Source organism: Vibrio sp. OPT41, assembly GCF_015163595.1.
In the GTDB taxonomy this organism is placed as follows: domain Bacteria; phylum Pseudomonadota; class Gammaproteobacteria; order Enterobacterales; family Vibrionaceae; genus Vibrio; species Vibrio alginolyticus.
Genome location: NZ_JADDYH010000036.1, coordinates 114,361 through 139,095, shown reverse-complemented (window position 1 = coordinate 139,095; position 24,735 = coordinate 114,361). Strand labels below are relative to the sequence as shown.

Here is a 24,735-nt window from a genome sequence, read left to right as displayed (position 1 = left end):
ATAGAACTTAAGGATATTTCGTGGAAGTTAAAATTTTTCAGGTTGACTCGTTTACATCAGAGGTTTTCAAAGGTAATCCCGCGGGTGTTTGTATCACAGAGTCAAGCCTTGATGAGGAAACGATGTTGGCCATCGCGGCCGAGATGTCGTTATCTGAAACGGCATTTCTGTCACTCAGTACAATGCAACTTCGTTGGTTTACACCGAGGACGGAAGTTGCTTTGTGTGGACACGGCACACTTGCAACGGCGCACGTTCTGAAAGAGCAGGGGTTATATAATACTGGAGATACGATTGAGTTCGTTACGCTATCTGGGGTTTTAACTGCACAACTCGATCATGAAGAAATTCATTTGGTGTTTCCTGCTCCAACTTTAGATATGCGAGCTAGTATTAACAAAGACTTACTTCATGGTTTGGGGCTAGATGCCGCCAATGTAGTCGCCTACGGTCAGTTTGATAATAAGCAGTTGGTCGTCATTAATGATGAATTTGTGCTTGAACAGCTCGACCCTGATTTTGGTGCGCTGCTTAAACAAAAAGGCCGTGGCGTCGTCATCACTGCTCAATCAAGCACTGACGCCGATTTTGTCTCTCGATACTTCGCGCCTTGGGTAGGTGTTAATGAGGACCCAGTTACAGGCTCTGCACATTGCGCTTTATGTGTTTACTGGGCTAAAGAGCTCAACAAAAAGCAACTGAAAGGCTTCCAAGCCTCCAAGAGAAGTGGGGTCGTCCATACAGAGTTGTTAAGCACTGAGCACGTTAAGCTTTCTGGAAATGCAGTAACGATATTGCGAGGATATATGAGAATCGCGTAGCGGTCCTTGTGGGAATGATTTTATTTTCGTGTTACCCAATGCTCAATAGTGAAGACGCTTGAATGCTGCTTATTTAAGTGGCTGATTTTTTTTGTAAAAACACCCCTGGCACGGTGGTGTATAACGATTGGAGAGTTATATGAAAACTATCGGTCTTCTAGGTGGTATGAGCTGGGAGTCGACGCTTAGTTATTACAAATTGATCAACGAAGGAGTCAAAGAGGCGTTAGGCGGCCTAAATTCCGCAAAAATTTGTATGTATAGCGTGAATTTTTCGGAGATAGAGAAACTTCAACATCAAGGTAAATGGGAAGAAACGGCAAGCATTCTATCTGATGCTGCATCTTTAATAGAAAAAGGGGGCGCTGACTTCATTCTTATTTGTACTAACACAATGCACAAAGTTGCGCCTCAAATTGAAGCCAGTATTAATATCCCCATACTACATATCGCAGACGCGACTGCTGAGTTACTTCGTGAGAAAGGGGTTCAAAAGGTCGGACTCCTTGGTACTCAATTCACAATGGAGCAAGACTTTTATAAAGGAAGGCTTTCCGACCGTTATGGGCTTGATGTCGTCATTCCCGATCAAGACGACCGCTCTAAAGTACATAACATTATTTATAAAGAGTTATGCCAAGGTGAAATCAAAGAGGAGTCAAGGACGATATACTTGCAAATTATTGAAAAACTAAAAGAGCACGGAGCTGAAGCTGTGATTCTCGGGTGTACTGAAATTGCCTTACTTGTAAACCAAAGTCACACCGATGTTACACTACTCGATACCACTTCTATCCATGCTCAAGCAGCAGTCCGTTTGGCAATTGAAGGTGAATGATCTACGCTTTCTTTCCTGCAAAAAAAGAGAAAACCAAGCACGTGGTTTTCTCTTTTTTATTATCAAGTTATAAGCGAGCAAATTTGAGAGTTCTGTATCCACCAATCAAGTTGCGGGCTTTGTAACCATTGTTGACCAGCTGACGGTATGCTACGTTACCGCGTAACCCAACTTGACAGTAAATCACGATCTCTTTGTCTTTAGGAAGTTCGTGCATGCGACGACGTAGTTGATCGACAGGAATATTAATTGCACCTTCAAGATAACCAACGGACTCCAATTCACCAGGATTACGAACATCAAGTAACAGTTGGTCTTCTGTCAGTGAATCCATTTCATCATAATGAATCGCGGTCGCATCGCCTTTGATGATGTTATTTGCCACAAACGCCGCTTGGTTAATTACATCTTTAGCAGAGCCATAAGGTGGCGCGTAAGTGAGCTCGAGGTGTTGCAGTTGCTCTACCGTCATACCAGCACGCTGAGCAACTGCCATTACGTCGATACGTTTATCAACACCGTCTTTACCTACTGCTTGCGCACCTAATATTTTACCTGTTACTGGATCAAACAGCATTTTGAATGACACGGTTTCTGCACCTGGGTAGTAACTCGCGTGACTTGCTGTATGCACATACACTTTTTCATAAGCGATGTTTTCACGTTTCAGCTGTTTCTCGTTTTTACCAGTAGAAGCGACGGCTAAATCAAAAATCTTACAGATCGCCGTGCCTTGCGTACCTTGGTAAGTTTCTTGGCGGCCAAGCATGTTGTCTGCTGCCATTCGGCCTTGACGGTTTGCCGGGCCCGCAAGTGGCACTAGAGTTTGCTCGCCAGTCACAAAGTCTTTCTCTTCTACCGCGTCGCCGACAGCGTAGATCGAAGGATCGCTGGTTTGCATGTATTCATTGGTATAAATACCACCAAGAGCGCCGATTTCTAAGCCAGCTTCTTTCGCTAATTTGGTCTCGGGGCGAACACCAATTGCCATAATCAAAATATCGGTGGTGAGTCTTTCACCGTTGTTTAGTGTTAATTCCAATTCACCTTCTAGATGTTGGTGTTTTTCGCTCTCACCAGAGTCGAAACTTGCCACGTGCTCGTTAGGTACGAATTTCACCGACTCAAGTGCGACGCCAAGTTTAAGGTCGATGCCTTTCTCACGAATTTCAGCATGTGCGAAGCCAGCCATTTCACGGTCAACGGGCGTCATCACTTGATCCGCCATTTCAACTAATGTGGTTTTTATGCCTAGCTGGTGGAAGGCTTCCATCATTTCCAAACCGATAAAACCACCACCAACGACCGTAGCGTGTTCAACTTTGTTGGTTTCGATCGTTTTAATGATGCGATCCATATCTGGAATATTGCGCAGCGAGTGCGTTAACGGGTTATCAATACCCGGAATAGGCGGCACAACTGGACCTGCGCCAGGGCTGAGTAGAAGAAAGTCGTAGCTCTCTTGGTATTCCGAGCCATCAAGCAAATTCTTAACCGTAACCGTTTTGTCTTGACGGTTAATAGAAACCACTTCGTTCATCACACGGACATCAACATTGAAACGCGCTAAAAAGCTCTCAGGCGTTTGAAGAAGCAGTTTGCTGCGCTCTTGGATATCACCACCAATGTGATAGGGTAAGCCACAGTTTGCAAATGACACAAATGGACCGCGTTCAAACATAATGATTTCTGCATCTTCACTTAAACGACGAGCGCGAGCTGCTGCAGATGCACCTCCAGCAACCCCACCAATAATCACGATTTTGCTCATGGATTTCTCCTGCTGAATGATCGAAAACGCCTACACCTTACTTAAATAAATTAGCTGAGTCTAATGTTATTTAATCTACATTAGCATTGACTTAATAGTATTAATTAGTAATATCTAATGAAATGTAATGTAGTAATGAAGAGGCATAAGAATGGGCGACAGTATGCTACAAAGTGCGACCGAAGCGAGTGAGCTGCTTAAAATTATGGCTCATCCAGAGCGCCTAATCGTGATGTGTAAGCTGATTGAAGGCGAGAAAGGGGTCGGTGAACTGTTTGAAGGTTCATCATTAAGCCAATCTGCTTTTTCACAACATCTCACCGTATTGAGAAAGCACGACATCATTAAAGCTAGGAAGGTTTCTCAGCAGGTATTTTATTCAATTTCTGATGAAAGAGTTGGTCCGCTGGTTGAAGCGTTTAAGCAAGTTTTCTGTAAGTAATTAGTTTGGCGGTTGCTATGTTTGAAGTTCCTTGGATGTCGCTGTTGGGCGGCATAATAGTTGGCGTATCAGCGATAACACTGATGCTATTTACTGGCAAGACTGCTGGGATCAGTGGGATCTTAAACGGTGCCGTTGAGAGCGCAGACCGCGTTTGGCGAATTGTTTTTTTAATTGCGATGGTATTAGGTGGCTTGTTTGCTGTTTATGTTCTTGGCGGGCATGTACCAGATCAGTACAGCGGTTCTCTTATTTTAGTTATCGTTGCTGGCTTGTTAGTCGGTGTTGGTACGCGTATCGGCAATGGTTGTACTAGTGGCCATGGCATTTGTGGAATAGGGCGTTTCTCAATCCGTTCTGTGGTCGCGACGTGTACTTTTATGGCCACAGCCATGTTAACCGTCTTGCTAGTATCGTGAGGAATAGTGTCGTTATGAAAACTCACGTAATGAAAAGTATTAAGCAAATGTCCGTTGTTGCATTTTCTGGTGTGCTCTTTGGTATTGGTATGGTGGTCTCTGGTATGGCAGATCCGGCAAAAGTGATCGGCTTTCTTGATATTACCGGTTCATGGGACCCAAGCTTAGCCTTCGTTATGGGCGGAGCACTTGTTGTGTTCGTTCCTGCTTATCTTTTATTAATAAAGCCAAGAAGCGAATCTGTGTTTGGTGATGAGGTTGTCTGTCCGACTTCTAAAACGATAGACAAAAAGTTAGTCGGTGGTGCAGCACTGTTTGGTATTGGTTGGGGCTTACTGGGTGTGTGTCCTGGTCCTGCGGTTGCCAGCCTTTTTACTGGCAACACACAAGTTCTGCTCTTTATAGCGGCAATGTTGGTTGGGTCATTCACCGCTAAAAGAGTGGTTCGTCAATAAAGAAAGTACTTCAACGTTAAAAAGAGTACTTAAACGCTAAAAAGTGAGTGTCGTAGAAACCGGGCAATGGTCACTCAGTTTATAGTCGAGTACATCTTGTGTTTTGAAAACGGTTTGAACACCAGACGACGCCTTTAAATCACCACTCGCAATAATGTGGTCTATCACCGAGCGGAATTGGTGGGTTTTATTCGGATTACGATTAGAGCGCACTTTACATTCCGCTTTAGTGTCTTTAGTCACTAGCTTTGCACTAGTATTGTCCGATATCACGTCCCACAACCAATCTCCTTGATAACCCAAGTTGTGGTTAAAGTCGCCAAGCACGACATAATGTTGTTTGTTGTCCTCGCGCGCCTTTATCCACTTAGCTAGTGCCTGTCCTTGTTGTTTCACTATCTTACAATCGCGGTTATTACGATACGCGCCACTGCAACCCGCTTTCAGATGTACAGAGAGTAGGTGAGTCTCGTGTTCTTGGTTTGGATTTAAAACAAGGTAGCTCGCGAAGCGAAGCTTGCTGTTGCCTCGTGTGATAGAGAAGTCTGGCTTGTCTAATACGCTTACGCCATTGCGCACGGCAAAGCCTGTGTATTGGTTGGTGTCGTTAAACTGAAGGTGTCGGTTGGAGGCGTTTGAACGATCGGAAAGATAAATAGTGAAGTCATTGCCAACGGCTTTTTGGATGGCAGCAGCACTTTCGACTTCTTGAAAAGCAAAAATGTCGGCTTGTGTTTTATCCACATAGTGGGTCAGCTTTTCAAAATCTTGTGGTGTTCTCGACACTTTTCCACCATCTATAGATAACCATTCTATGTTCCAACTGGTTAGATTGATGGAGTTTTGAGCAAATGAAAGAGAACTAAAAAGTAATATTAACGTAACAAAAAGTGATCGCATTTTGGCCTGTTGCACTCCTATCTTTTAGCGTATTCCTTTCCATCCTTTATCCTACAAGACCTCCAAAAATAGCAAGTAGATTTAGTACCAATTTTGCAATTTTCATGGTTTTCTTCGCAACTGAGATCAACGCCAATAAGATCGATTTCTTCTTGTTCGCTAGCCAATCTTTATTGATCAAAATCAATGTTTTCGAGTGGTGCTTCTCGTTAAATACGCCACAATATATTGTGTTGCCAAAATAAAAAACAACCCCATATAGTGTGTTTGTGGATAACTCTGTGAGTATGCTCGGGTAAGGAGAACAAAGTGAAACCAATCGTAATCAAACGCGACGGATCAAGAGCTCCGTTCAACAGGGATCGTATCCAAGCAGCAGTTGAAGCAGCAGCGGAAAACAAAGATAAAGATGTCGCTATTTATGCTCTTAATGTGGCTCTTGCTGTCGAGTTACAGTTAAGAGAACACGATGAAGTTCACATCCATGAGATTCAAGACTTAGTCGAAAATGAACTCATGCAAGGTCCTTACAAAGCCCTAGCGCGTTCTTACATTGAATATCGCCACGATCGCGACATCGCTCGTGAGAAGCAAAGTGCACTAACTCGCGAAATCGAAGGTTTGATTGAAGAAAGTAATCTGGATCTAATCAACGAGAACGCGAACAAAGACGGCAAAGTAATTCCGACTCAACGTGACTTGTTGGCTGGTATCGTAGCGAAACACTACGCGAAGACGCACATTCTTCCTCGCGATGTGGTTCAAGCGCACGAAGTGGGTGACATTCACTACCACGATTTAGACTACGCACCGTTCTTCCCAATGTTTAACTGTATGCTTATCGATCTTAAAGGCATGCTGACGCATGGTTTTAAAATGGGTAACGCTGAGATTGATACGCCAAAATCAATTTCGACTGCAACAGCGGTAACAGCGCAAATCATTGCTCAAGTCGCGAGCCACATTTACGGCGGTACAACCATCAACCGTATTGATGAGGTTCTAGAACCGTACGTAATCACAAGCTACGAGAAACACCTAGAGATCGCAAAAGAGTGGAACATTGCTGAGCCAGAAGAGTTCGCAAAAGCACGCACTGAGAAAGAGTGTTACGACGCGTTCCAATCTCTAGAGTACGAGGTAAACACGCTACACACGGCGAACGGTCAAACACCATTCGTTACGTTTGGTTTTGGTCTTGGTACAAGCTGGGCATCACGCCTTATCCAGAAATCGATTCTGAAGAATCGTATTGCAGGTCTAGGCAAGAACCGTAAAACAGCGGTATTCCCTAAACTTGTATTCGGCATCAAAGATGGTTTGAACCACAAATCAGAAGATCCAAACTACGACATCAAGCAACTTGCGCTTGAGTGTGCGTCTAAGCGTATGTACCCAGACATTCTTAACTACGACAAAGTAGTGGAAGTAACCGGTTCATTCAAAACGCCAATGGGTTGCCGTAGCTTCCTTGGTACTTACGAAGAAAACGGTGAGCTGATTCACGAAGGTCGTAACAACCTTGGCGTCGTGAGCTTGAACCTTCCTCGTATCGCTATCCGTGCAAACGGAAGCGAAGAGAAATTCTACGAGCTTCTAAATGACCGCCTACGTCTTGCTCGTAAAGCACTAGAGACACGTATCTCTCGCCTTGAAAACGTGAAAGCACGTGTGGCCCCAATCCTATACATGGAAGGCGCATGTGGTGTTCGCTTGAAAGCAGACGACTCAATCGCAGATATCTTCAAGAACGGTCGTGCGTCTATTTCTCTTGGTTACATCGGTGTACACGAGACAATTAACGCGCTATTCGGTACAGAAGCGCACGTTTATGATGACGCTGTTTTGCGTGAAAAAGCGGTCGCGATCATCAAGCATCTAAAAGATGCTGTGAATCAATGGGCTGACGAAACAGGTTATGGCTTCAGCTTATATGCAACGCCAAGTGAAAACCTATGTAGCCGTTTCTGCCGCATCGATGCGAAAGAGTTCGGCGTAATTGAAGGCGTAACAGACAAAGGTTACTACACCAACAGCTTCCACCTAGATGTTGAGAAGAAGGTGAACCCATACGACAAGATCGACTTTGAGATGCCTTACCCAGAAATCTCAAGCGGCGGCTTTATCTGTTACGGCGAGTTCCCGAACATGCAACGTAACGTTGAAGCACTAGAAAACGTATGGGACTACAGTTACACCCGAGTGCCTTACTACGGTACAAACACGCCAATTGATGAGTGCTACGAGTGTGGCTACAACGGCGAGTTTGACTGTACAAGTAAAGGCTTCACTTGCCCAAGCTGTGGTAACCATGACTCAACTAAAGTATCAGTAACACGTCGAGTTTGTGGCTACCTAGGCAGCCCAGATGCACGCCCGTTTAACTTCGGTAAGCAAGAAGAAGTGAAGCGCCGAGTTAAACACCTGTAAGGTTTACTACCACTCGTTTTAACACTTTGAAAATCAACTTTAAACAGGTTGATTTTCTCTTTCGCGATAACACAGAGACGCATTATGAATTACCACCAATACTATCCAATTGACGTTGTTAACGGACCGGGTACGCGCTGCACGCTGTTTGTGTCGGGTTGTGTGCATCAGTGCCGTGGGTGTTATAACCAGTCGACGCAACGTTTGGATTCTGGTGTACTTTTCACGCAAGAAGCGGAAGACAAAATCATCGCTGACTTAAACGACACGCGTATCAAACGCCGTGGCTTGTCGTTGTCGGGTGGAGATCCGCTTCACCCTGCTAATGTGCCTCATATTTTGAAGATAGTGAAAAGGGTGAGAGAGGAGTGCCCAGGTAAAGACATTTGGGTTTGGACTGGCTACACGCTGACGGAACTGAATAACGCGCAAAGGGAAGTGGTGCAATACATCGATGTTTTGATTGATGGTAAGTTTGAACAAGACAAGAAAGACCTCAATCTCGAATGGCGTGGCAGTTCAAACCAAATCATTCATCGCTTTACGGACATCTAATCAAGCATTCTCCGCACATAAAAAGGGCTCACGCGTGCATAACGGGTGAGCCCTTTTGGTGTGAGTTCGTTAATGTCTTTTTGGTTACGCCGTCACCGATTGGTCATCTTCAACCATATTATTTATCCAACGTTTAGATTGAATACGGTAAGTCGTCAGTACGCCTTTCACTAACTCTTCCGCGAGCAGAGACATCAAGACAAAATGCAAAGGCAGCCCTAACACCATGCCTGTGTAATAAGTAAGGGGGATGCCAATAGCCCACTGACCGAACGTGTCGATGAAAATGCTATAGCGAATATCAGCGCCACTCTTTAGTACGCCGCCAATCCCAACCATGTTAAACACCCTCAAAATCATACCTAGCGCCATGACTAAACATACGTTAAGTGCCATGTCTGCATCGGTTAACGGGCTCAGTACCAATAGGTGATGAATCATGGGCGAGCTCAACCACACTAGGAAAAACAGCAAGGTGGCTAAGATTGCGCTGGTTAACACATACCACCACGCCGTTTTCTCGACTCGGTCATAATGTTTTGCACCAATATCATTCCCAAGAAGAACGGATGCAGCGACCGCAAATCCCATAAAGGTTGAAATCAGTACCCCTTCAATCGGTGATAAGAATGAGATGATCGCCAGTTCTGAAACGCCCAATTGACCATAGATGATGCTGTAAACGATCAATCCACCAGTCCAAAGCGCATCGTGGACCAACATGGGTAAAGAAACCTTAAAGTACTTTTTTCGATACTGTTTTAAGCGGCCTTGTACCCAATCGAACTTAGTCGGAATTAGGTAAGCATATCGTTTGTAGAAAAAATAAATCAAGACGGCGGTTTGGAAAAATCGAGAAACAAAACTACCTACGGCTGCACCAAATACGCCCCATTGAGGGAAACCAAATAAACCAAAAATCAAAACATAATTAAGCGCGACGTTAACGACAATGGCGGAGATACTAACGTTGGTTGCCAGTTTGGTTTGGCCCACGGAGCGCAATACCGCTTCAATCGGTACTACTATCGCCGTAGCAATGAGGCTAAAGCCCGTAACCACAAGATAATCACGTGCATAAGTGACGTATTCAGGATCGTCTGACATAAAAGAGACGATCTCTTCATCAAAAATCGCATAAAGAACGATAAACGGCAGCGTCACCAAAATGGAAATAAACCAAGATTGCGCCAACGTTCTGCGAATTCCGGCTAGGTTTCCTGAGCCGTAGTATTGCGAAGCAAGTACGGTAACTGCACCGCACAGGCCAAAGACAACCGCTAGGTTGAAGAAAAAGATACGATTTCCAACTCCAACTGCTGCCGTTGCAGATTCTCCGAGTAGGCTTACCATGAAAATATCCACGACGCCGAGCAAAGCAAAAAGCATGGACTGAAGTGAAACAGGTATGCCAATCGTAATCAGCTTTTGCCAAAATGCTTTATCGATGTATTCGCGTGTTAAGAGCATCGCATTTCTCCTTAAAGATTAATGCGAGTAGTTTATCCTCATGATTTGGCGGTGTATTTTTCAAAGGAATCCAAAACCTTTGTAAAACTCTCTACTAACGCACATGTGAGCCAATAAATCATGGAAGATAAACAAGAACGCTACGCGATTTCAGAAAAAACTTATCAAGAGTTTATTGATCACAGTCGAGTATTAGCACTTGAGGAGAGAGGCATTGTGCAGTGCGGCATTGCCACTTGTCGTGACTTCTTCTCTGTTTATCGTAAAAACCAAAAGAAACACATGCTGCTCTATACGGTGCGTGGTAAAGGGTGGCTAGAGAGTGGGACTTATCGATACGATTTGGAACCGGGCTCGTTGATTACAGTACCCGCAGGTGTTGAAAACGGTTTTGGTATAGAAGAAGAACCTTGGCAGATCGCGTGGCTTTTTCTTGCTCCTGATAGAGAGTGGCCGATATTAGAATGCGATGTTCGCTACCAGCTTTCATCTACACCTGAAGTGATGTATGCATGTATCCAAACGTTACTACGCAGCATTAACCTTCCAATCGATTATGGTGGTGCGGTAGGTGAGCATAGTGTGGCTCAGTTAGAGCTGATGTTAAACATGCCGCCCTCAGAGTCGATATCACGCAGCCAATTGAGGCTTCGGCGTGTATTTGACCTTGTCCAACGTCAGCTCCATAAGGATTGGAGCGTTGAGCAGGTGGCGGCTCTATATCCATGTTCGGAGCCTCATTTGCATCGACTGACTCAAAAGCAGTTTGGTCGAAGCCCAATGGCACATTTAACGCGTATGCGCATGGAATATGCTGCTAGGTTACTTCGTTCAACAGAATGGCCAATTCAGCATATTGGAGAAATAGTCGGATATCCGACCAGCGCTAACTTTAGTACACGTTTTAAAGCGTGGTCGACCATGACACCAAGAGAGTTTAGAAAAAACGGTAGAGTGGATTGGTACAACGAGGAGTGAATCGTTCTTTTTCTGAACGATAGAGCGCACAAAACTCACCGCAATCCAGAATTTTGTTCTCTAATTGATGAAATAAGTGAAAAATCATTTCGTCATTTTTTGCGATGGTGTTAACGTGAGGTTCGGTACTTGAATTTCAAAGGGTTATGACTTTCATGTTTTCTAATCTCCCAACTCCCGTATTAGATCCTATTTTATCTCTATCCGTTGCATACCGTAACGATGAACGTCCAAACAAGGTTGACCTTGGCATTGGCGTATACAAAAACAGCGCAGGCGAAACGCCGATTATGAAAGCCATTCAAATGGCGCAGGATGTCGTTGTTGAAACTCAAAAAACCAAGTCTTATGTTGGTCTTGCAGGTTGCGAAGAATTTAATAAAAGCATGATCGATTTGCTACTGACGGGAACGTCTGCAATGGATCGTGTTGCAGCTATTCAAACGCCAGGTGCAAGTGGTGCGCTGCGTATGCTCGGTGATCTAATGAAGATCGCACAGCCAGATACGACGGTTTGGATTTCCAACCCAAGCTACGTAAACCACAAGCCAGTGATGGAAGCAGCAGGCCTTAAAGTTAAGTTCTACCACTATTTCTCTTCGGAAACGAAACAAGTAGACACCGAAAAAATGATGGATGATCTTGCGAAAGCTGGGCCTTCAGATGTGGTACTTCTTCATGGTTGTTGCCACAACCCAACTGGTGCGGATATTGACTTCTCTGCTTGGCAAGCCATTACAGAATTGTCGCAGAAGAACGGTTTCATCCCATTTGTGGACATTGCTTACCAAGGCTTCGGTGATGGCCTAGAAGAAGACGCAAAAGGCCTTCGTTTTATGGCAGATAACGTTGAAGAGATGTTGATTACTACTTCATGTTCGAAGAACTTTGGTCTGTACCGTGAACGAACTGGTGCAGCGATTGTGGTTGGTAAGAACATGCATGATGTAACCAATGCAAAAGGTAAACTCCTCACTCTAGCTCGCTCGACTTACACGATGCCACCCGACCATGGTGCAGCTTTAGTTAAGACCATTCTGCAAGATGACAATCTCACTTCCGTTTGGAAGCAAGAATTGAGTGAAATGCAACATCGTTTGGTTAGCCTTCGTCAAAGTTTGTGTAACGAGTTGAGAAACAACCATAATACAGATCAATTTGATTTCATTGAGGGTCACAAAGGCATGTTTACTGTGCTAGGCTTTAGTGGAAACCAAATGGCGCAACTGCGTGAAGATTATGGCATTTATGGTGTTGGCGATGGTCGAATTAACATTGCCGGACTTACCGAAACTCATATTCCATACGTAGCGGACGCAATTAAGAAAGTATCTCAAGCTTAATTGGAGTGTGGATGAAAAACTGGAAACTGATTCTGCCGCTTATGATGAGCGGCAGTTTAATTGCTTGTACGTCAACTCAAACGACGCAGGAACCTGTTGAGCCAGAGTCGCCAAAGGTCGAAGAGCCCGTTAAAGTCGAGCCAGAAGTGAAACCTGATGTAGATCCAAAGCCAGAGGTGGAGCCCAAACCAGAAGCGAAACCTGAGAAAAAGCCGGAACCAAAGCCTAAGAAGCCAGTCAAGGTCACAAAAACACCCGATGGCATGTTAATTCTTGGTTCTGAAGAATGGGTTTATGTTCCTGAAATTGACCAGACTTTCAAGGCTAGAGTCGATACAGGTGCGACAACATCATCAATTAGTGCGACTGACATTGTTCCGTTTGAGCGTGATGGTAAAGACTGGGTTAAATTTAAGATAGATTTAGGTGACAAAGACACCAAAGAATTTAAAGTACCCGTTGAGCGCTGGGCTAAAGTTAAGCAGTCTTCGTCAGAAGAGGTGGATAAACGAGCGGTGGTAAAAGCCTACATTACCGTTGGGGATCACAAAGAAAAGACAGAGTTTACGTTAGCGGATCGCGGACATATGACGTTTCCAATTTTGCTTGGTCGAAGCTTTTTTAGAGATATCGCCGTTGTAGATGTATCGAAAAAATATGTGCAAGATAAACCTAAAAAAACCGCTAAAAACTGATGTATTACAGCTAGTTTCTGCTACAAGCTAATGATTCGTGATTAACAAAAAATGGCCTCCAAAATTGGAGGCCATTTTTATTGAATCATATGCTTGCTTGTGATGCCCTGGTAGTCATAGTCATGTCCACTAAAATGCAAAACGAGCAGACATTACAATTTGCTGGCCATAGACACCATTATTTTTGAAATCTGCACCAAGCGATAGTTGCTGAGTTGAGTGGAATCGTGCGCCCAGATTGTAAATGGTGTTCGAATCGTCATTATCTATGATTTGGCCGATACGGCCATGTAGCTCAACATTTTGCATAAACCAAATACGAGTGCCAATATTCACTTCCGTGCGCCACTCGTCGCCCACTTTATCACTGCCGTTCTCTTTAATGTTGTGTACCAACATTTGGCCATAAATATCTGCAAATTGGCCTGCTGGCCCATTAAAGCCTATACCACCAGCAATGTCCCAGTCTCCGCTGAATTCACTGTCTGCGCGAGCAATGAAATGGGTATTCTCTGTAAAGTAGGTATTGAACTCGCCACCAAATGTACCAGGGCTAGTGCCCATGCGAAATTCCATCGTGTTGTAGTTGAAATTATTTGCGTGTGCGGAAAGTGGCAAAATAGCACACAAACCAAAGGCTGCAACCTTTAGAGCTTTACCTAGCATGGTGTCTCCGGGCAAGATGATTAAAATGAACAAAAAAATGGTCTGCAAAAAGCAGACCAAGATTGATAAAGCTATCATTTTAAGTGCTTGCCGTCACTATTTAGCTGTAATCGTCACTACATCATGTTGATATGCACAGCAATCGGGGTTTGTTTTACATGACCACGAGTTGTTCGACTTCAATCTCTGGTTTGTTCCCGCCTTCAAATTCGCCAAACAGACGGACTTTAGTCGTGTGATCAATCGGAGTATTTAGCTGAATATCGTCATCGAGTTCGACCATCACTTCACCGGAACCATCGCTAAAGACAAACTTATCCGCGCGAACTTGACGCAATAAGTTACCTTCAACGACCACATCTTTTTCAGTAAACATATTGGAGTCGTTTAGCAAGGCATCCAATTTTTCCACAGTGACAGGACCGTTAAACTGCAAGTTTGATTGGTTTTGAGCGTTATCTTTCGCGAACGCGATAGAAGGAGCAATAGCTAAGGCGGCGATTGTTGCGATAATTGTATTCTTTTTCATGTTACATCCTCATCGGTTTGTTTTGATGGGGTCATTAAAACAGGGCTTGTTTGAACCAATGATGATTTCAACATTCATATTCTATTCATTTGCTTGAGTAAGTGGGGACGATGACGTTATGATTGTTCATCTTCCTCTATTCCTTACAAACATTCATGAAATCAGCGATCCCATCTTTAATGGTTCAAGGCACCACTTCGGATGCCGGAAAAAGTGTCCTTGTGGCAGGTTTATGCCGTGTATTAGCACGAAAAGGGATAAATGTTGCCCCATTTAAGCCACAAAACATGGCACTAAATAGTGCGGTAACCAAAGATGGCGGTGAAATAGGTCGAGCACAGGCCGTTCAGGCACAGGCGTGTAATATTGAGCCAACTGTACATATGAATCCGGTTTTAATTAAACCTAACAGTGATACAGGTGCTCAGATCATTTTGCAGGGTAAGGCGATTTCCAATATGGATGCGGCTGGCTTTCATGATTACAAGAAAGTGGCGATGGACACGGTGTTAGATTCCTTCTCTCGTCTGACTCAAGAATTTGATTCGATCATTATCGAGGGCGCGGGGAGTCCTGCTGAAATCAATTTACGAGAAGGCGATATTGCAAACATGGGTTTTGCTGAGGCCGCTGATGTACCAGTGATCATTGTTGCTGATATTGATCGTGGTGGAGTGTTTGCACATTTGTACGGAACACTTGCGTTACTTTCTGAATCTGAACAAGCGCGAGTAAAAGGATTTGTTATCAACCGTTTTCGAGGTGATATTCGTTTATTGCAATCGGGCCTCGATTGGCTAGAAGAAAAAACAGGTAAACCTGTACTTGGTGTACTTCCTTTTCTTCATGGTTTGAATTTAGAAGCAGAAGACGCGATCACTGCGCAGCAAGAGTTGCACTCTGAGGTAAAACTGAATGTTGTTGTGCCTGTTTTAACCCGGATTAGTAATCATACTGATTTTGATGTGCTGCGATTGAATCCAGATATCAATCTACGTTATGTAGGTAAAGGCGAAAAAATAGATAAAGCCGACCTTGTTATTTTGCCTGGGACCAAATCAGTGAGAGACGACTTAGAGTATCTAAGAAGCCAAGGGTGGGATAAAGATATCTTGCGTCATATTCGTCTTGGTGGAAAAGTGATTGGTATCTGTGGTGGCTACCAGATGCTTGGAAACTTGATTGATGATCCAAACGGCGTCGAAGGCCAACCAGGTCAAAGCGAAGGACTTGGCTTGCTTGATATCACTACGACGCTAACTAACAGCAAACAGCTTACAAACACACAAGCACAGCTTTCTCTTAACGGCAAAACAGCCAATGTAAAGGGTTATGAAATCCATGTAGGGCGAAGTGAAGTACGGGGCCTGCAACCTCTTACATTCAGTTCCGGTGAAGCGGAAGGGGCGATCAGCGAGTGTGGCCAAATCATGGGAACCTACCTTCACGGGTTCTTTGACGAGGCAGATGTCTTAAGCCTGGTATCAGAATGGGTAAACGGCACCCAAATCAAACAACAAGACTTTGAAGAGTTAAAGGAGCAAGGCATTAATCGCATCGCAGATGCGATAGAACAACATATGCGCCTTGATTTTTTGTTTAAATAGCACATTAACTGATTGAACTTTATATTCAAATAACCTGTTCTTTCGCTTGCCTTGTATTGGAGTATCTCTATGAAAGCATGGAAACAGCATGCTTGCCTTGCGGCAGTATTAAGCATTTCATTTTCAGCAAACGCAGCAACGAACCTAAAAGTGTATGCAGCCTCTTCTATGACGAATGCGATTAACGAGATCGCGCAAAACTTTGAAGAAAAGTATGACGTTTCTATCACTCCCGTTTATGGTGGTTCTTCTTCTATCGCTCGACAAATTATCAATGGCGCACCAGCGGATGTATTCATTTCTGCGAACACGAAATGGATGGATTATTTGGTCGATAAAGACGTCATTTATCGTGACAATGTCATAAATCTAGTGCGCAATAGCTTAGTGTTGATTGCTCCCCAGTCTTCAGAATTAACCTCATTTAACTTTTCTGATGCAAAGGCATGGGAGAGGGCATTGCATGGAAATCGTCTTGCTTTAGGCAATCCGACGTCAGTACCTGCTGGTATGTACGCGAAAGAGTCATTGACTACACTGGGTGTATGGAAAGCGGTTCAAACTCACGTCGCACCAGCAAAGAATGTGCGCTTAGCTTTGGCGTTGGTTGAACGTGGAGAAGCGCCTTTAGGTGTGGTCTACAAAACCGATGCTCAGTTAACTGATAAAGTCAAAATTGTCGGCGAATTTGCGAGTGATACGCATGCGGCTATTGTTTACCCGGCTGCAATTGTGAATGATTCTACTGAGTCGGAGCAGTTCTTCCAGTACCTAAAATCGGACGAAGCCGCACGCGTTTTTGCTCAATATGGCTTTCAGCAATAAACCGGCCTTCAATTATAGGAACGAAGCGTGACAGAACTGGAATACCAAGCCTTAATGTTAAGCCTCAAAGTAGGCGCGTACGCAGTACTTTGGCTGATTCCTCTCGGCGTTTTTCTTGCTTGGCTACTTTCTCGAAAAACGTTCTTTGGTAAATCGATTCTCGATAGCTTAATTCATTTACCACTGGTATTGCCGCCAGTGGTAATCGGCTATTTGTTGTTGATTTCTTTAGGACGACAAGGGTTCCTTGGAAAGTGGCTCTATGAAAACTTAGGGGTAGTCTTTAGCTTTAATTGGAAAGGGGCAGTAGTCGCTTGTCTTGTCGTGGCTTTGCCTTTGATGGTTCGTTCAGTACGCTTAAGCTTAGATAGCGTCGACCCTAAATTGGAGCACGCAGCCTCTACGTTAGGCGCTTCTCCTTTAAAAGTGTTTCTCACCGTCACGTTACCACTGACCATTCCCGGAATTATTACGGGCACGATGCTGTCATTTGCTCGTAGTCTTGGCGAATTCGGGGCGACGATCAGTTTCGTCTCTAACATTCCGGGTGAGACCCAAACGATTCCGCTGGCAATGTACAACTTTATTGAAACGCCAGGTGCAGAAATGCAGGCGGCTCGTCTGTGTATCATTTCTATCGCGTTAGCCTTGTCTACATTAATGATCTCTGAATGGCTAAATCGTAAAGCGGCAAGCAGATTGGGTGCGAAGCAATGACGATTAAAGTCCAATTTAAACAAATGCTTGGTGAGACTGACTTCGACATCAAACTTAAGTTACCTTGTAACGGAATTAGTGCCTTGTTTGGACGATCTGGTGCAGGTAAAACGACGTTGATTAACATCATCAGCGGATTGGTCACTCCAAGGCAAGGGTATGTTGCGGTTGGTGAGCATGTTTTGTTTGACAGTGAACAGGGAATCAACCTACCAACGCACAAGCGTGGTATTGGTTATGTGTTTCAGGATTCACGTTTGTTTCCTCACTATTCGGTTCAAGGCAATTTGTTATATGGCGTTAAAGAAAAAGATGACGAGTATTTTGATGCAGTCACCGAACTCTTGTCTATCAAACCGTTACTAAAGCGCTTTCCGGTATCACTTTCTGGTGGTGAAAAGCAACGTGTTGCGATTGCGCGCGCATTGCTATCTAAACCCAATTTGCTTTTGATGGATGAGCCACTTGCCTCACTCGATATGCCAAGAAAGCGTGAGGTAATGCCTTTTCTCGAGGAGTTGTCGGAGAAGGTAAATATCCCTATTATCTATGTCACACACAGTCTCCAGGAAATTTTAAGGCTTGCTCAGCACCTTGCAATTATTGACCAAGGTAAAATTTCGAGTTCAGGTAAACTTGAGGAAGTGTGGGCTTCTCATGCTATGCGTCCATGGCAATCTTTCTCAGATCAAAGCAGCTTATTTGAAGGCCGGATTGCTGAACATCATGAACGTTATGCACTGACTTGTATCAGCCTTGCACCTAATGTATTCCTGTGGGTGCAAAAGATTGACGGAACACCAGACACGCCAATACGCTTGCAAGTGCGTGCCAACGACGTTTCTATCACGCTCGAGCAACCCAAGGCGACGTCGATTCGAAATATTTTGCCTGCTATTGTCGATTCCATTGAGGCGTTTAACGCAGCCGATGACAAGCAGAGTATTAATGTATCACTCAAGCTAGACGAGAAATGTTATTTGTGGGCAACGATCACACCGTGGGCCCTTGATGATCTCAACCTAAAAGTTGGTAGCCGTGTTTTTGCACAAATTAAAGGTGTCAGTGTGACACAAAAAGATATGGCACTAGCGCCTCATTAACCGTTTAGACTGATTTACGCTTCATGATCAAAAAAGGCCGCAAAGTGCGGCCTTTGTTACTAGAAGAATGTCGGAATTACTTCGCGAATACTTCTTTGAATTCACGCTTAAGAAGTGGGTCACGACGTGCTTTCTTAAGTTGCTTAACCATGTCTTTCACACAGTTGTGAAGCACATTATCAAGTAGTTGAGCACGGTATTCTTCTTTATCTTCATCTGTCATGTTTTCTGGCAGATTAAGAGTCGGAAACTCTTCCATCACATTAATACCAGCGAATGCTTGGCCTACAGAAACTAGAGCATGAAACTGTTCAAAGTTGTCTAGAATGTTCTGTGCACTTGCTGGCATTTCGTCCCATGATTCACGTACCGCTTCTTCAGACACTTCATGGATAGAGGTAACCATTTCGAACATTTGCTCTGGAACTTCGTCAAATTCGATAACTTTACGTAGCTCTGGAGAAATGCTGGCTAGATCGATTTTTTTACTTTCGCTGTTAGTTGCTTCTGACATGGTGTGTCTCTCATTACAAAAAGGCGGGAATATTAATACCAAATGCATCAAATAGCTATACCCATTAATCCACAAGATGACCAAAGTGAATGAGTTTGTTGAACTTCTGCTCACAGGCCATGATTAGATAGGGTAACGTCCAGTCTAACTGCTTTATGCAATGGATTCCGTGATATTCAAACAAAAATATAGCACTTAATTATGAGTCGAATGCAACAACTCTATGAGTATGGTATATGTTTAATAAAGACATAATTAAAAATGGAACGCGTTATGCAACCGACAGGGACATCGATGCGAATCCTTCTGGTTGACGATGTTCAGCTAGACAGGATGCAGTTGGCTATTCGTCTAAAGCAACTTGGACATATTGTAAAAGCCGTAGGTAGTGGACTAGAGGCGTTAAATACCTACGAGAGTTTTGATCCGGAACTGGTGTTACTCGATATATCAATGCCAGATATGAACGGTTTTGAAGTCTCTCTTCATATAAGAGAAACGTTTCCGGATTGGATCCCTATTATTTTCTTGAGTAGTCACGAAGAGCCAGAAATGATTGCTAAAGCCATAGACGCGGGCGGTGATGACTATTTAATTAAGCCGGTAGATAAACTGGTACTGAACTCTAAACTTATCGCAATGCAGCGTATTGCTCATATGAGACGAGAGCTTAAGCAAGCGACAGCTCAATTGGAGCAAGTTAATCAACTTTTGACTCAGCAAGCGAATGAAGATGGCCTAACCAAACTCTATAACCGCCGTTATATCGACCATAAGTTGGAATCGATGGTTGCATGGCATGGCCGTCACAATATGCCAATGGCTTTGATTCTATTGGACGTCGATTTTTTTAAACCGTTTAATGATAATTACGGTCATATTGAAGGCGACCGTTGCTTGCAAGCGATTGCGAATCAACTAAAGGCGACGTTTTGTCGCTCTGGGGAATATGTAGGTCGATATGGTGGAGAAGAGTTTGTTGTGTTGCTAGGGTGTACCGACACTCAAACAGCAGAAAGAGAAGCCGAGCGTATACAAGAGGCTATGTATTTTCTCGATTACCCACATGAGTATTCTAGTGTGTCAAATAGAGTGACAGTGTCACAGGGTGTTTTTGTTTTTCAACCAACAGGGAAAGAAGTGCAATCAGACTTGTATGCAACCGTTGATAAAGCACTATATACATCAAAATCTTTGGGAAGAAACACACATACTGTAGTTAATTCTTTTTAAAACAAAGTCTTATGAATACCACTTTTTTGTTGCGTTGTCACGTTTTGGTAATTCTTTTAAAGTTAACTCAAGTAAGATAAGCAAACAGTACGAACGGATGTCGCAATCGGGCGTATACCTTATACCTTTGATTAGATAGATAACATCGGGATAGTGGCAACGATGAGTGCAGTTGTTATGCTGATGGGGAAGTTCGGTTTTGTTTTAAACCCGGACAAGCTTGTTAACTTTCACTATTGGTGAGGGTCTAACGAAGCTTTATGCAGTTACGTCCGGCCTTTTTCGCTTTGTAAAGTGCTTCGTCCGCTAATTTAATGACGTCCAGAGGAGCTTGCCCATTCCGGCTATCAGCAACTCCGAAACTTGCGGTAACAAAAACCGACTTTCTTTTCGAACTGTTGCTACCACGACGTTTTTGTCCTTGTTTATGGTTCTCAGGGCGAGATTCTTCATCGCGTAATATCATCTCGTATTCTGCAATCGATTTACGAGCTTCTTCCAAAAAGTTCTTACATTCGTCAGCGTATTTGCCTTTAAAAACGATGGTAAATTCTTCTCCGCCAAATCGATAAACTTTTGCGCCTGGGGTTTTAGTGAGGCGCGAAGCGACCATTTTTAGAACGTCATCACCAGTATCGTGACCGTAGGTGTCGTTAAACTTTTTAAAATGGTCAACATCAAGCATTGCGATCGTGAACTTCTTACCCATGTGTTTTAGATCGAGATCAAGTGCACGTCTGCTCGGAATCAGCGTTAGGCTATCGGTGAAAGCCAGTTGATGGCTAGCGGAAGCGGCATAAATAATGATAAGCAGCCCTGTTAGCGTAAACATGGTGCTTGATATGTACTGCACATCAAAGAAAATGAACGTCGCAGACGCCAATACCATGGCAGAGTAGGTCATCGCATGGATAATTTCATTCTTCTTTAAAACAAGAATTCCAAGAAAACAGACAATACCCACGCAATATAAAACAAGAATTAAAGGCAGTTTAGAGACCGTCGGTACAATAAATAAAATACCGCTTGTCCATTGTTCAAACCCTCCTTCAACGTAATATGCTAGCGTTAGATAAGACCAAAGAACGAACATTGCTAACATCAAGATGTAAGTCAACATGGCTCTGGAGTCAAAACCTTCTTTACTAAACAAAAATACCGTAAGAAACGAGACAGGAAGTAACGTGGCTAAAATGGTTAGCTCAAGTAAAGCGGTACCACTTTGAAGCGGGACTTGTAGGCGGTGCTGTATCACGAAATAGGCTAGCAACATTGCCAAGCACACCATGGACTCTCTGCCTTGCTTAAATGAATAACAAAGGAGTAGCGCACAACCTAATAGTATATACGGCAAGTTTGCGGCAATGCCCCAGTTTGCCTGAGTCATCTGAATAATGCTGTCCATGCCCGAACTCACTATGCCCAGTAGCAAAAAAGGGAATAAGAATCTGAAGCCTGATGAAGTCATTGACGATGAGGACATCTATTACAAACTGCCTGAAAATAGTTGACTATATAATTGGTTAGGTAAATCGTTTTATCAATATGGATATTTATCCGTTATTGAATTTCGAACTTTGAGAACTAGCAAGAATACGTCTATTTGTTCCTTTTCCCAAGTATTTTGGAAGACATTACGGCAAAAAGAGAGAGATTGATTAAATTAAGAGCAATCAATAAGTTGTTATAAACAAGTCGTTGCTATACTCATTTCATAGGAAAAAGGAGATTTACAGATGCAGATAAGCTCAGATGTGCACAATTACATGGAAACCTTAGTAGGCCAGGTTCTCAGTTTGCCCGAATTTTTAGAACAGTATGACAACGAACAGTTAGCCGATATTGCTTGCCTTGCGCTTATCCAGCTCAAGCCTGTCTATATCCGTCATGATATTGATTTTTTGTCTTCACTTCCTGAACAAAAATTAGGCCAGTTTAAGCAAAGCGCGGATATAGCGGTGAAAAACGCCGCAGAAATGGTGAAAGAAGACAGGCGTAAGAACCGAGAGTATGATGTGCCTGTAATTTTTTCCCATACTAGTTATGATGATGATAAAGAGTTGGATTGGTATGAAAAACCGATCCTTAACGTTAATATTAAGTAAGAGTCGCTCAGTTGACTAGTGAGCTGACCCAAGGAGGAATCGTGGGATTTTTTTCGCGTTTGTTTGGTGGTAGTGAGAAAACGGTTGAAGCCAAAAATATCGAACCAGTTGAATATAAAGGTTTCCTTATTTACCCAGAGAGCCTTTCAGAGGGCGGACAATATCGCATCGCTGGTCGAATAGAAAAGCATGACAATGATGAAGTGAAAACACATCGGTTTATTCGCTCCGATTTGCTTGGCTCAGAGCAAGATGCCAATGACCTTATGTTGAAGAAATCTCAAATGTTTATTGATCAAATGGGCGATAAAATCTTCGACTAGCAATTTACTGCAATTTGATTCCAGTCATCTTAAAAAGAGCCATTAGTGTATATGCTAGTGGCTCTTTCTTTTTAACGCTTAAATCTCTGTTAAGTCAGTATTTAATCGTTACCTGATTAGACCTCAGTCTAGTACGGTGTTGCGTTGTTATTTTTCGTGCACAGAGCGACAATCATTCATTACTTAGCGTTATATGTAATGAAATTTAGTATTTAAATTACAAAACACTTGAAGTAATGAGACGCGTTCGATACAAACAGAATAATAACAGGGCTGTTAGTCAAGGTGTTATTGTGCAAATGGGTGTCCCCAAACATCATCTTTCGTTTGCAATTGTCTTGCGTGGTAAACAGATAGAAATAAAAAAGAATTAGAGTAGAGCGACGCTCTGTTTTGGGACTAATTTATTGATATGTATACAAGGAGTATGCGTTTTGCAAATCGGTGTACCTAAAGAGATACTCGCGGGTGAATCGCGAGTGGCTGCATCGCCGAAGTCGGTTGAGCAGTTAATAAAATTGGGATTCGATGTCGCGATTGAATCCCAAGCGGGGGTGCTAGCGAGTTTCGATGATGCCGCTTATGAAGCAGCTGGTGCGAAAATCCTTTCTAGTGAAGAAGTTTGGGCATCTGGCCTTATTTTAAAAGTTAATGCGCCAATTGTGGATGATGAGCAAGGCATTGACGAAATTGCGTTACTGCAAGATGGAGCAACACTGGTTAGCTTTATTTGGCCGGCTCAAAATGCTGAGTTGATGGAACAACTTTCAAGTAAGAACATTAACGTTCTTGCCATGGATTCCGTTCCTCGTATCTCACGTGCACAAGCCTTAGACGCGCTATCTTCGATGGCTAATATCGCTGGTTATCGTGCAGTGGTTGAGGCAGCTCATGAGTTTGGTCGTTTCTTTACAGGTCAAATTACGGCTGCCGGTAAAGTACCTCCAGCGAAAGTATTGGTTGCGGGTGCTGGCGTCGCTGGCTTGGCGGCTATCGGTGCTGCAGGTAGCTTAGGTGCCATTGTCCGTGCGTTTGACGTCCGCCCAGAAGTAAAAGAGCAAGTTGAATCGATGGGCGCTGAGTTCCTGACCGTTGACTTTCAAGAAGAGTCAGGCTCTGGGGATGGCTACGCAAAAGAAATGTCTGATGACTTCAACAAAAAAGCGGCAGAGTTATACGCAGAGCAAGCTAAAGATGTTGATATCATTATTACGACCGCGCTCATCCCTGGTAAACCTGCGCCGAAGTTGATCACCAAAGAAATGGTCGACAGCATGAAAGCGGGCAGTGTAATTGTCGACTTGGCAGCTGCTAATGGTGGTAACTGTGAATATACAGTGAAAGACCAAGTTATCATGACGGATAACGGCGTAAAAATTGTTGGTTACACTGACATGGTTGGTCGTTTGCCAACACAATCTTCTCAGCTTTACGCGACAAACCTTGTCAATCTTCTAAAACTGCTGTGTAAAGAGAAAGATGGCAACATCAATATTGATTTTGAAGATGTTGTTATCCGTGGCGTTACCGTGGTGAAAGAAGGTGAAGTTACTTGGCCAGCGCCACCAATTCAGGTTTCAGCTCAGCCGCAAGTGAAACAAGAACAGCCTGTGAAGCCAGAGCCTAAAGTAGAAGAACCTACGTCTCCAACGAAGAAAATTATTGGTATGGCAGCGGCTGTTGGAGCCTTTGCATGGGTTGCATCGGTTGCTCCAGCAGCGTTTCTTTCTCACTTTACTGTATTTGTTCTAGCGTGTGTTGTCGGATACTACGTAGTATGGAATGTTACCCATGCACTTCATACTCCACTAATGTCAGTAACGAATGCTATCTCTGGCATTATTGTCGTTGGTGCATTACTGCAAATTGGACAAGGTAATGGCGTCGTTTCATTCCTATCTTTTATTGCCGTATTGATCGCGAGTATCAATATCTTCGGTGGTTTCACCGTCACCAAGCGTATGCTTGAAATGTTCCGCAAAGATAAATAGGAGTC

Annotated in this window: 25 protein-coding genes; 18 read left to right on the top strand and 7 right to left on the bottom strand. The window is 43.6% G+C overall.

Annotated features, from left to right (window positions below; all coding sequences use genetic code 11):
• Window positions 1–20 precede the first annotated feature (20 nt).
• On the top strand, window positions 21–821 hold the full coding sequence (locus IQP38_RS14960) for a PhzF family phenazine biosynthesis protein (protein WP_031781164.1): 801 nt from the start codon (window positions 21–23) through the stop codon (window positions 819–821).
• Between the two features lie 139 nt (window positions 822–960).
• Window positions 961–1,659 (top strand): aspartate/glutamate racemase family protein, encoded by a 699-nt coding sequence (locus IQP38_RS14955; RefSeq protein ID WP_053349909.1) that lies wholly within the window; start codon window positions 961–963, stop codon window positions 1,657–1,659.
• 67 nt (window positions 1,660–1,726) lie between these two features.
• Here the strand turns inward: IQP38_RS14955 and IQP38_RS14950 are convergent, their stop codons facing one another.
• Window positions 1,727–3,430, bottom strand: coding sequence for an FAD-dependent oxidoreductase (locus IQP38_RS14950; RefSeq protein WP_104976080.1), 1,704 nt, complete (start codon window positions 3,428–3,430; stop codon window positions 1,727–1,729).
• 151 nt (window positions 3,431–3,581) lie between these two features.
• Here IQP38_RS14950 and IQP38_RS14945 point away from each other — a divergent pair, with 151 nt between their 5' ends.
• The 3 genes from IQP38_RS14945 to IQP38_RS14935 are packed head-to-tail and all read left to right on the top strand — an operon-like array spanning window position 3,582 to window position 4,746.
• Window positions 3,582–3,872: an ArsR/SmtB family transcription factor gene (locus IQP38_RS14945; RefSeq protein ID WP_005376206.1), complete on the top strand. Its 291-nt coding sequence runs from the start codon at window positions 3,582–3,584 to the stop codon at window positions 3,870–3,872.
• Window positions 3,873–3,877: 5 nt separating this feature from the next.
• Window positions 3,878–4,291: a YeeE/YedE family protein gene (locus IQP38_RS14940; protein ID WP_372036149.1), complete on the top strand. Its 414-nt coding sequence runs from the start codon at window positions 3,878–3,880 to the stop codon at window positions 4,289–4,291.
• A 14-nt stretch (window positions 4,292–4,305) separates the two neighbouring features.
• A complete protein-coding gene (locus IQP38_RS14935; protein WP_017820171.1) occupies window positions 4,306–4,746 on the top strand; it encodes a YeeE/YedE family protein in 441 nt (146 codons plus the stop codon).
• Window positions 4,747–4,782: 36 nt separating this feature from the next.
• On the opposite strand, the gene IQP38_RS14930 is transcribed toward IQP38_RS14935, so the two are convergent.
• Window positions 4,783–5,646 carry an endonuclease/exonuclease/phosphatase family protein gene (locus tag IQP38_RS14930; protein ID WP_104976081.1) on the bottom strand — a complete coding sequence of 288 codons (864 nt, stop codon included), beginning with the start codon at window positions 5,644–5,646 and terminating at the stop codon, window positions 4,783–4,785.
• A 309-nt stretch (window positions 5,647–5,955) separates the two neighbouring features.
• Between IQP38_RS14930 and nrdD the strand changes: the two genes are divergently transcribed.
• On the top strand, window positions 5,956–8,076 hold the full coding sequence (gene nrdD / locus IQP38_RS14925) for an anaerobic ribonucleoside-triphosphate reductase (RefSeq protein WP_005388026.1): 2,121 nt from the start codon (window positions 5,956–5,958) through the stop codon (window positions 8,074–8,076).
• Between the two features lie 84 nt (window positions 8,077–8,160).
• Entirely contained in the window at window positions 8,161–8,631 is a 471-nt protein-coding gene (gene nrdG / locus IQP38_RS14920) for an anaerobic ribonucleoside-triphosphate reductase-activating protein (RefSeq protein ID WP_017634628.1), read from the top strand.
• An 84-nt stretch (window positions 8,632–8,715) separates the two neighbouring features.
• Here nrdG and IQP38_RS14915 read toward each other — a convergent pair whose 3' ends face one another.
• Window positions 8,716–10,101 (bottom strand): MATE family efflux transporter, encoded by a 1,386-nt coding sequence (locus IQP38_RS14915; protein ID WP_193837699.1) that lies wholly within the window; start codon window positions 10,099–10,101, stop codon window positions 8,716–8,718.
• A gap of 120 nt (window positions 10,102–10,221) precedes the next feature.
• Between IQP38_RS14915 and IQP38_RS14910 the strand changes: the two genes are divergently transcribed.
• The 3 genes from IQP38_RS14910 (at window position 10,222) to IQP38_RS14900 (ending at window position 13,117) form a co-directional block, all read left to right on the top strand.
• Window positions 10,222–11,079: an AraC family transcriptional regulator gene (locus IQP38_RS14910; RefSeq protein ID WP_025767758.1), complete on the top strand. Its 858-nt coding sequence runs from the start codon at window positions 10,222–10,224 to the stop codon at window positions 11,077–11,079.
• Between the two features lie 155 nt (window positions 11,080–11,234).
• Window positions 11,235–12,422, top strand: a complete 1,188-nt coding sequence (locus IQP38_RS14905) for an aromatic amino acid transaminase (protein WP_047101084.1) — start codon at window positions 11,235–11,237, stop codon at window positions 12,420–12,422.
• A gap of 11 nt (window positions 12,423–12,433) precedes the next feature.
• Window positions 12,434–13,117, top strand: a complete 684-nt coding sequence (locus tag IQP38_RS14900; RefSeq protein WP_005388032.1) for an ATP-dependent zinc protease — start codon at window positions 12,434–12,436, stop codon at window positions 13,115–13,117.
• Between the two features lie 129 nt (window positions 13,118–13,246).
• Here IQP38_RS14900 and IQP38_RS14895 read toward each other — a convergent pair whose 3' ends face one another.
• Both IQP38_RS14895 and IQP38_RS14890 read right to left on the bottom strand, forming a co-directional pair.
• Window positions 13,247–13,783 carry a hypothetical protein gene (locus tag IQP38_RS14895; protein ID WP_017634623.1) on the bottom strand — a complete coding sequence of 179 codons (537 nt, stop codon included), beginning with the start codon at window positions 13,781–13,783 and terminating at the stop codon, window positions 13,247–13,249.
• A gap of 154 nt (window positions 13,784–13,937) precedes the next feature.
• Entirely contained in the window at window positions 13,938–14,312 is a 375-nt protein-coding gene (locus IQP38_RS14890; protein WP_005376220.1) for a YgiW/YdeI family stress tolerance OB fold protein, read from the bottom strand.
• Window positions 14,313–14,467: 155 nt separating this feature from the next.
• On the opposite strand from IQP38_RS14890, the gene IQP38_RS14885 reads away from it, so the two are divergent.
• The 4 genes from IQP38_RS14885 to modC all read left to right on the top strand — a co-directional run bounded on the left by IQP38_RS14885 (window position 14,468) and on the right by modC (window position 18,564).
• On the top strand, window positions 14,468–15,919 hold the full coding sequence (locus IQP38_RS14885) for a cobyric acid synthase (protein ID WP_193837698.1): 1,452 nt from the start codon (window positions 14,468–14,470) through the stop codon (window positions 15,917–15,919).
• 69 nt (window positions 15,920–15,988) lie between these two features.
• A complete protein-coding gene (gene modA / locus IQP38_RS14880; RefSeq protein WP_047101088.1) occupies window positions 15,989–16,744 on the top strand; it encodes a molybdate ABC transporter substrate-binding protein in 756 nt (251 codons plus the stop codon).
• A 27-nt stretch (window positions 16,745–16,771) separates the two neighbouring features.
• Window positions 16,772–17,461: a molybdate ABC transporter permease subunit gene (modB, locus tag IQP38_RS14875; RefSeq protein WP_017634621.1), complete on the top strand. Its 690-nt coding sequence runs from the start codon at window positions 16,772–16,774 to the stop codon at window positions 17,459–17,461.
• On the top strand, window positions 17,458–18,564 hold the full coding sequence (gene modC / locus IQP38_RS14870; RefSeq protein WP_005388041.1) for a molybdenum ABC transporter ATP-binding protein ModC: 1,107 nt from the start codon (window positions 17,458–17,460) through the stop codon (window positions 18,562–18,564). Before modB ends, modC begins: the two co-directional genes overlap by 4 nt.
• A 76-nt stretch (window positions 18,565–18,640) precedes the next feature.
• Here modC and IQP38_RS14865 read toward each other — a convergent pair whose 3' ends face one another.
• A complete protein-coding gene (locus tag IQP38_RS14865) occupies window positions 18,641–19,078 on the bottom strand; it encodes a DUF3069 domain-containing protein (RefSeq protein WP_005376232.1) in 438 nt (145 codons plus the stop codon).
• A 273-nt stretch (window positions 19,079–19,351) separates the two neighbouring features.
• Here IQP38_RS14865 and IQP38_RS14860 point away from each other — a divergent pair, with 273 nt between their 5' ends.
• The gene (locus tag IQP38_RS14860) at window positions 19,352–20,311 is read left to right on the top strand and encodes a diguanylate cyclase (RefSeq protein ID WP_017634619.1); all 960 of its coding nucleotides are present in this window, start codon (window positions 19,352–19,354) and stop codon (window positions 20,309–20,311) included.
• Between the two features lie 247 nt (window positions 20,312–20,558).
• Here IQP38_RS14860 and IQP38_RS14855 read toward each other — a convergent pair whose 3' ends face one another.
• Window positions 20,559–21,794, bottom strand: coding sequence for a sensor domain-containing diguanylate cyclase (locus tag IQP38_RS14855; RefSeq protein ID WP_193837697.1), 1,236 nt, complete (start codon window positions 21,792–21,794; stop codon window positions 20,559–20,561).
• A gap of 253 nt (window positions 21,795–22,047) precedes the next feature.
• Here IQP38_RS14855 and IQP38_RS14850 point away from each other — a divergent pair, with 253 nt between their 5' ends.
• From IQP38_RS14850 to IQP38_RS14840, 3 genes are all read left to right on the top strand, one after another.
• Window positions 22,048–22,416 (top strand): late competence development ComFB family protein, encoded by a 369-nt coding sequence (locus IQP38_RS14850; protein WP_053303639.1) that lies wholly within the window; start codon window positions 22,048–22,050, stop codon window positions 22,414–22,416.
• A 41-nt stretch (window positions 22,417–22,457) separates the two neighbouring features.
• Window positions 22,458–22,739 carry an HlyU family transcriptional regulator gene (locus IQP38_RS14845; protein ID WP_005376244.1) on the top strand — a complete coding sequence of 94 codons (282 nt, stop codon included), beginning with the start codon at window positions 22,458–22,460 and terminating at the stop codon, window positions 22,737–22,739.
• Window positions 22,740–23,173: 434 nt separating this feature from the next.
• On the top strand, window positions 23,174–24,730 hold the full coding sequence (locus IQP38_RS14840) for a Re/Si-specific NAD(P)(+) transhydrogenase subunit alpha (RefSeq protein ID WP_064354790.1): 1,557 nt from the start codon (window positions 23,174–23,176) through the stop codon (window positions 24,728–24,730).
• Window positions 24,731–24,735 lie beyond the last annotated feature (5 nt).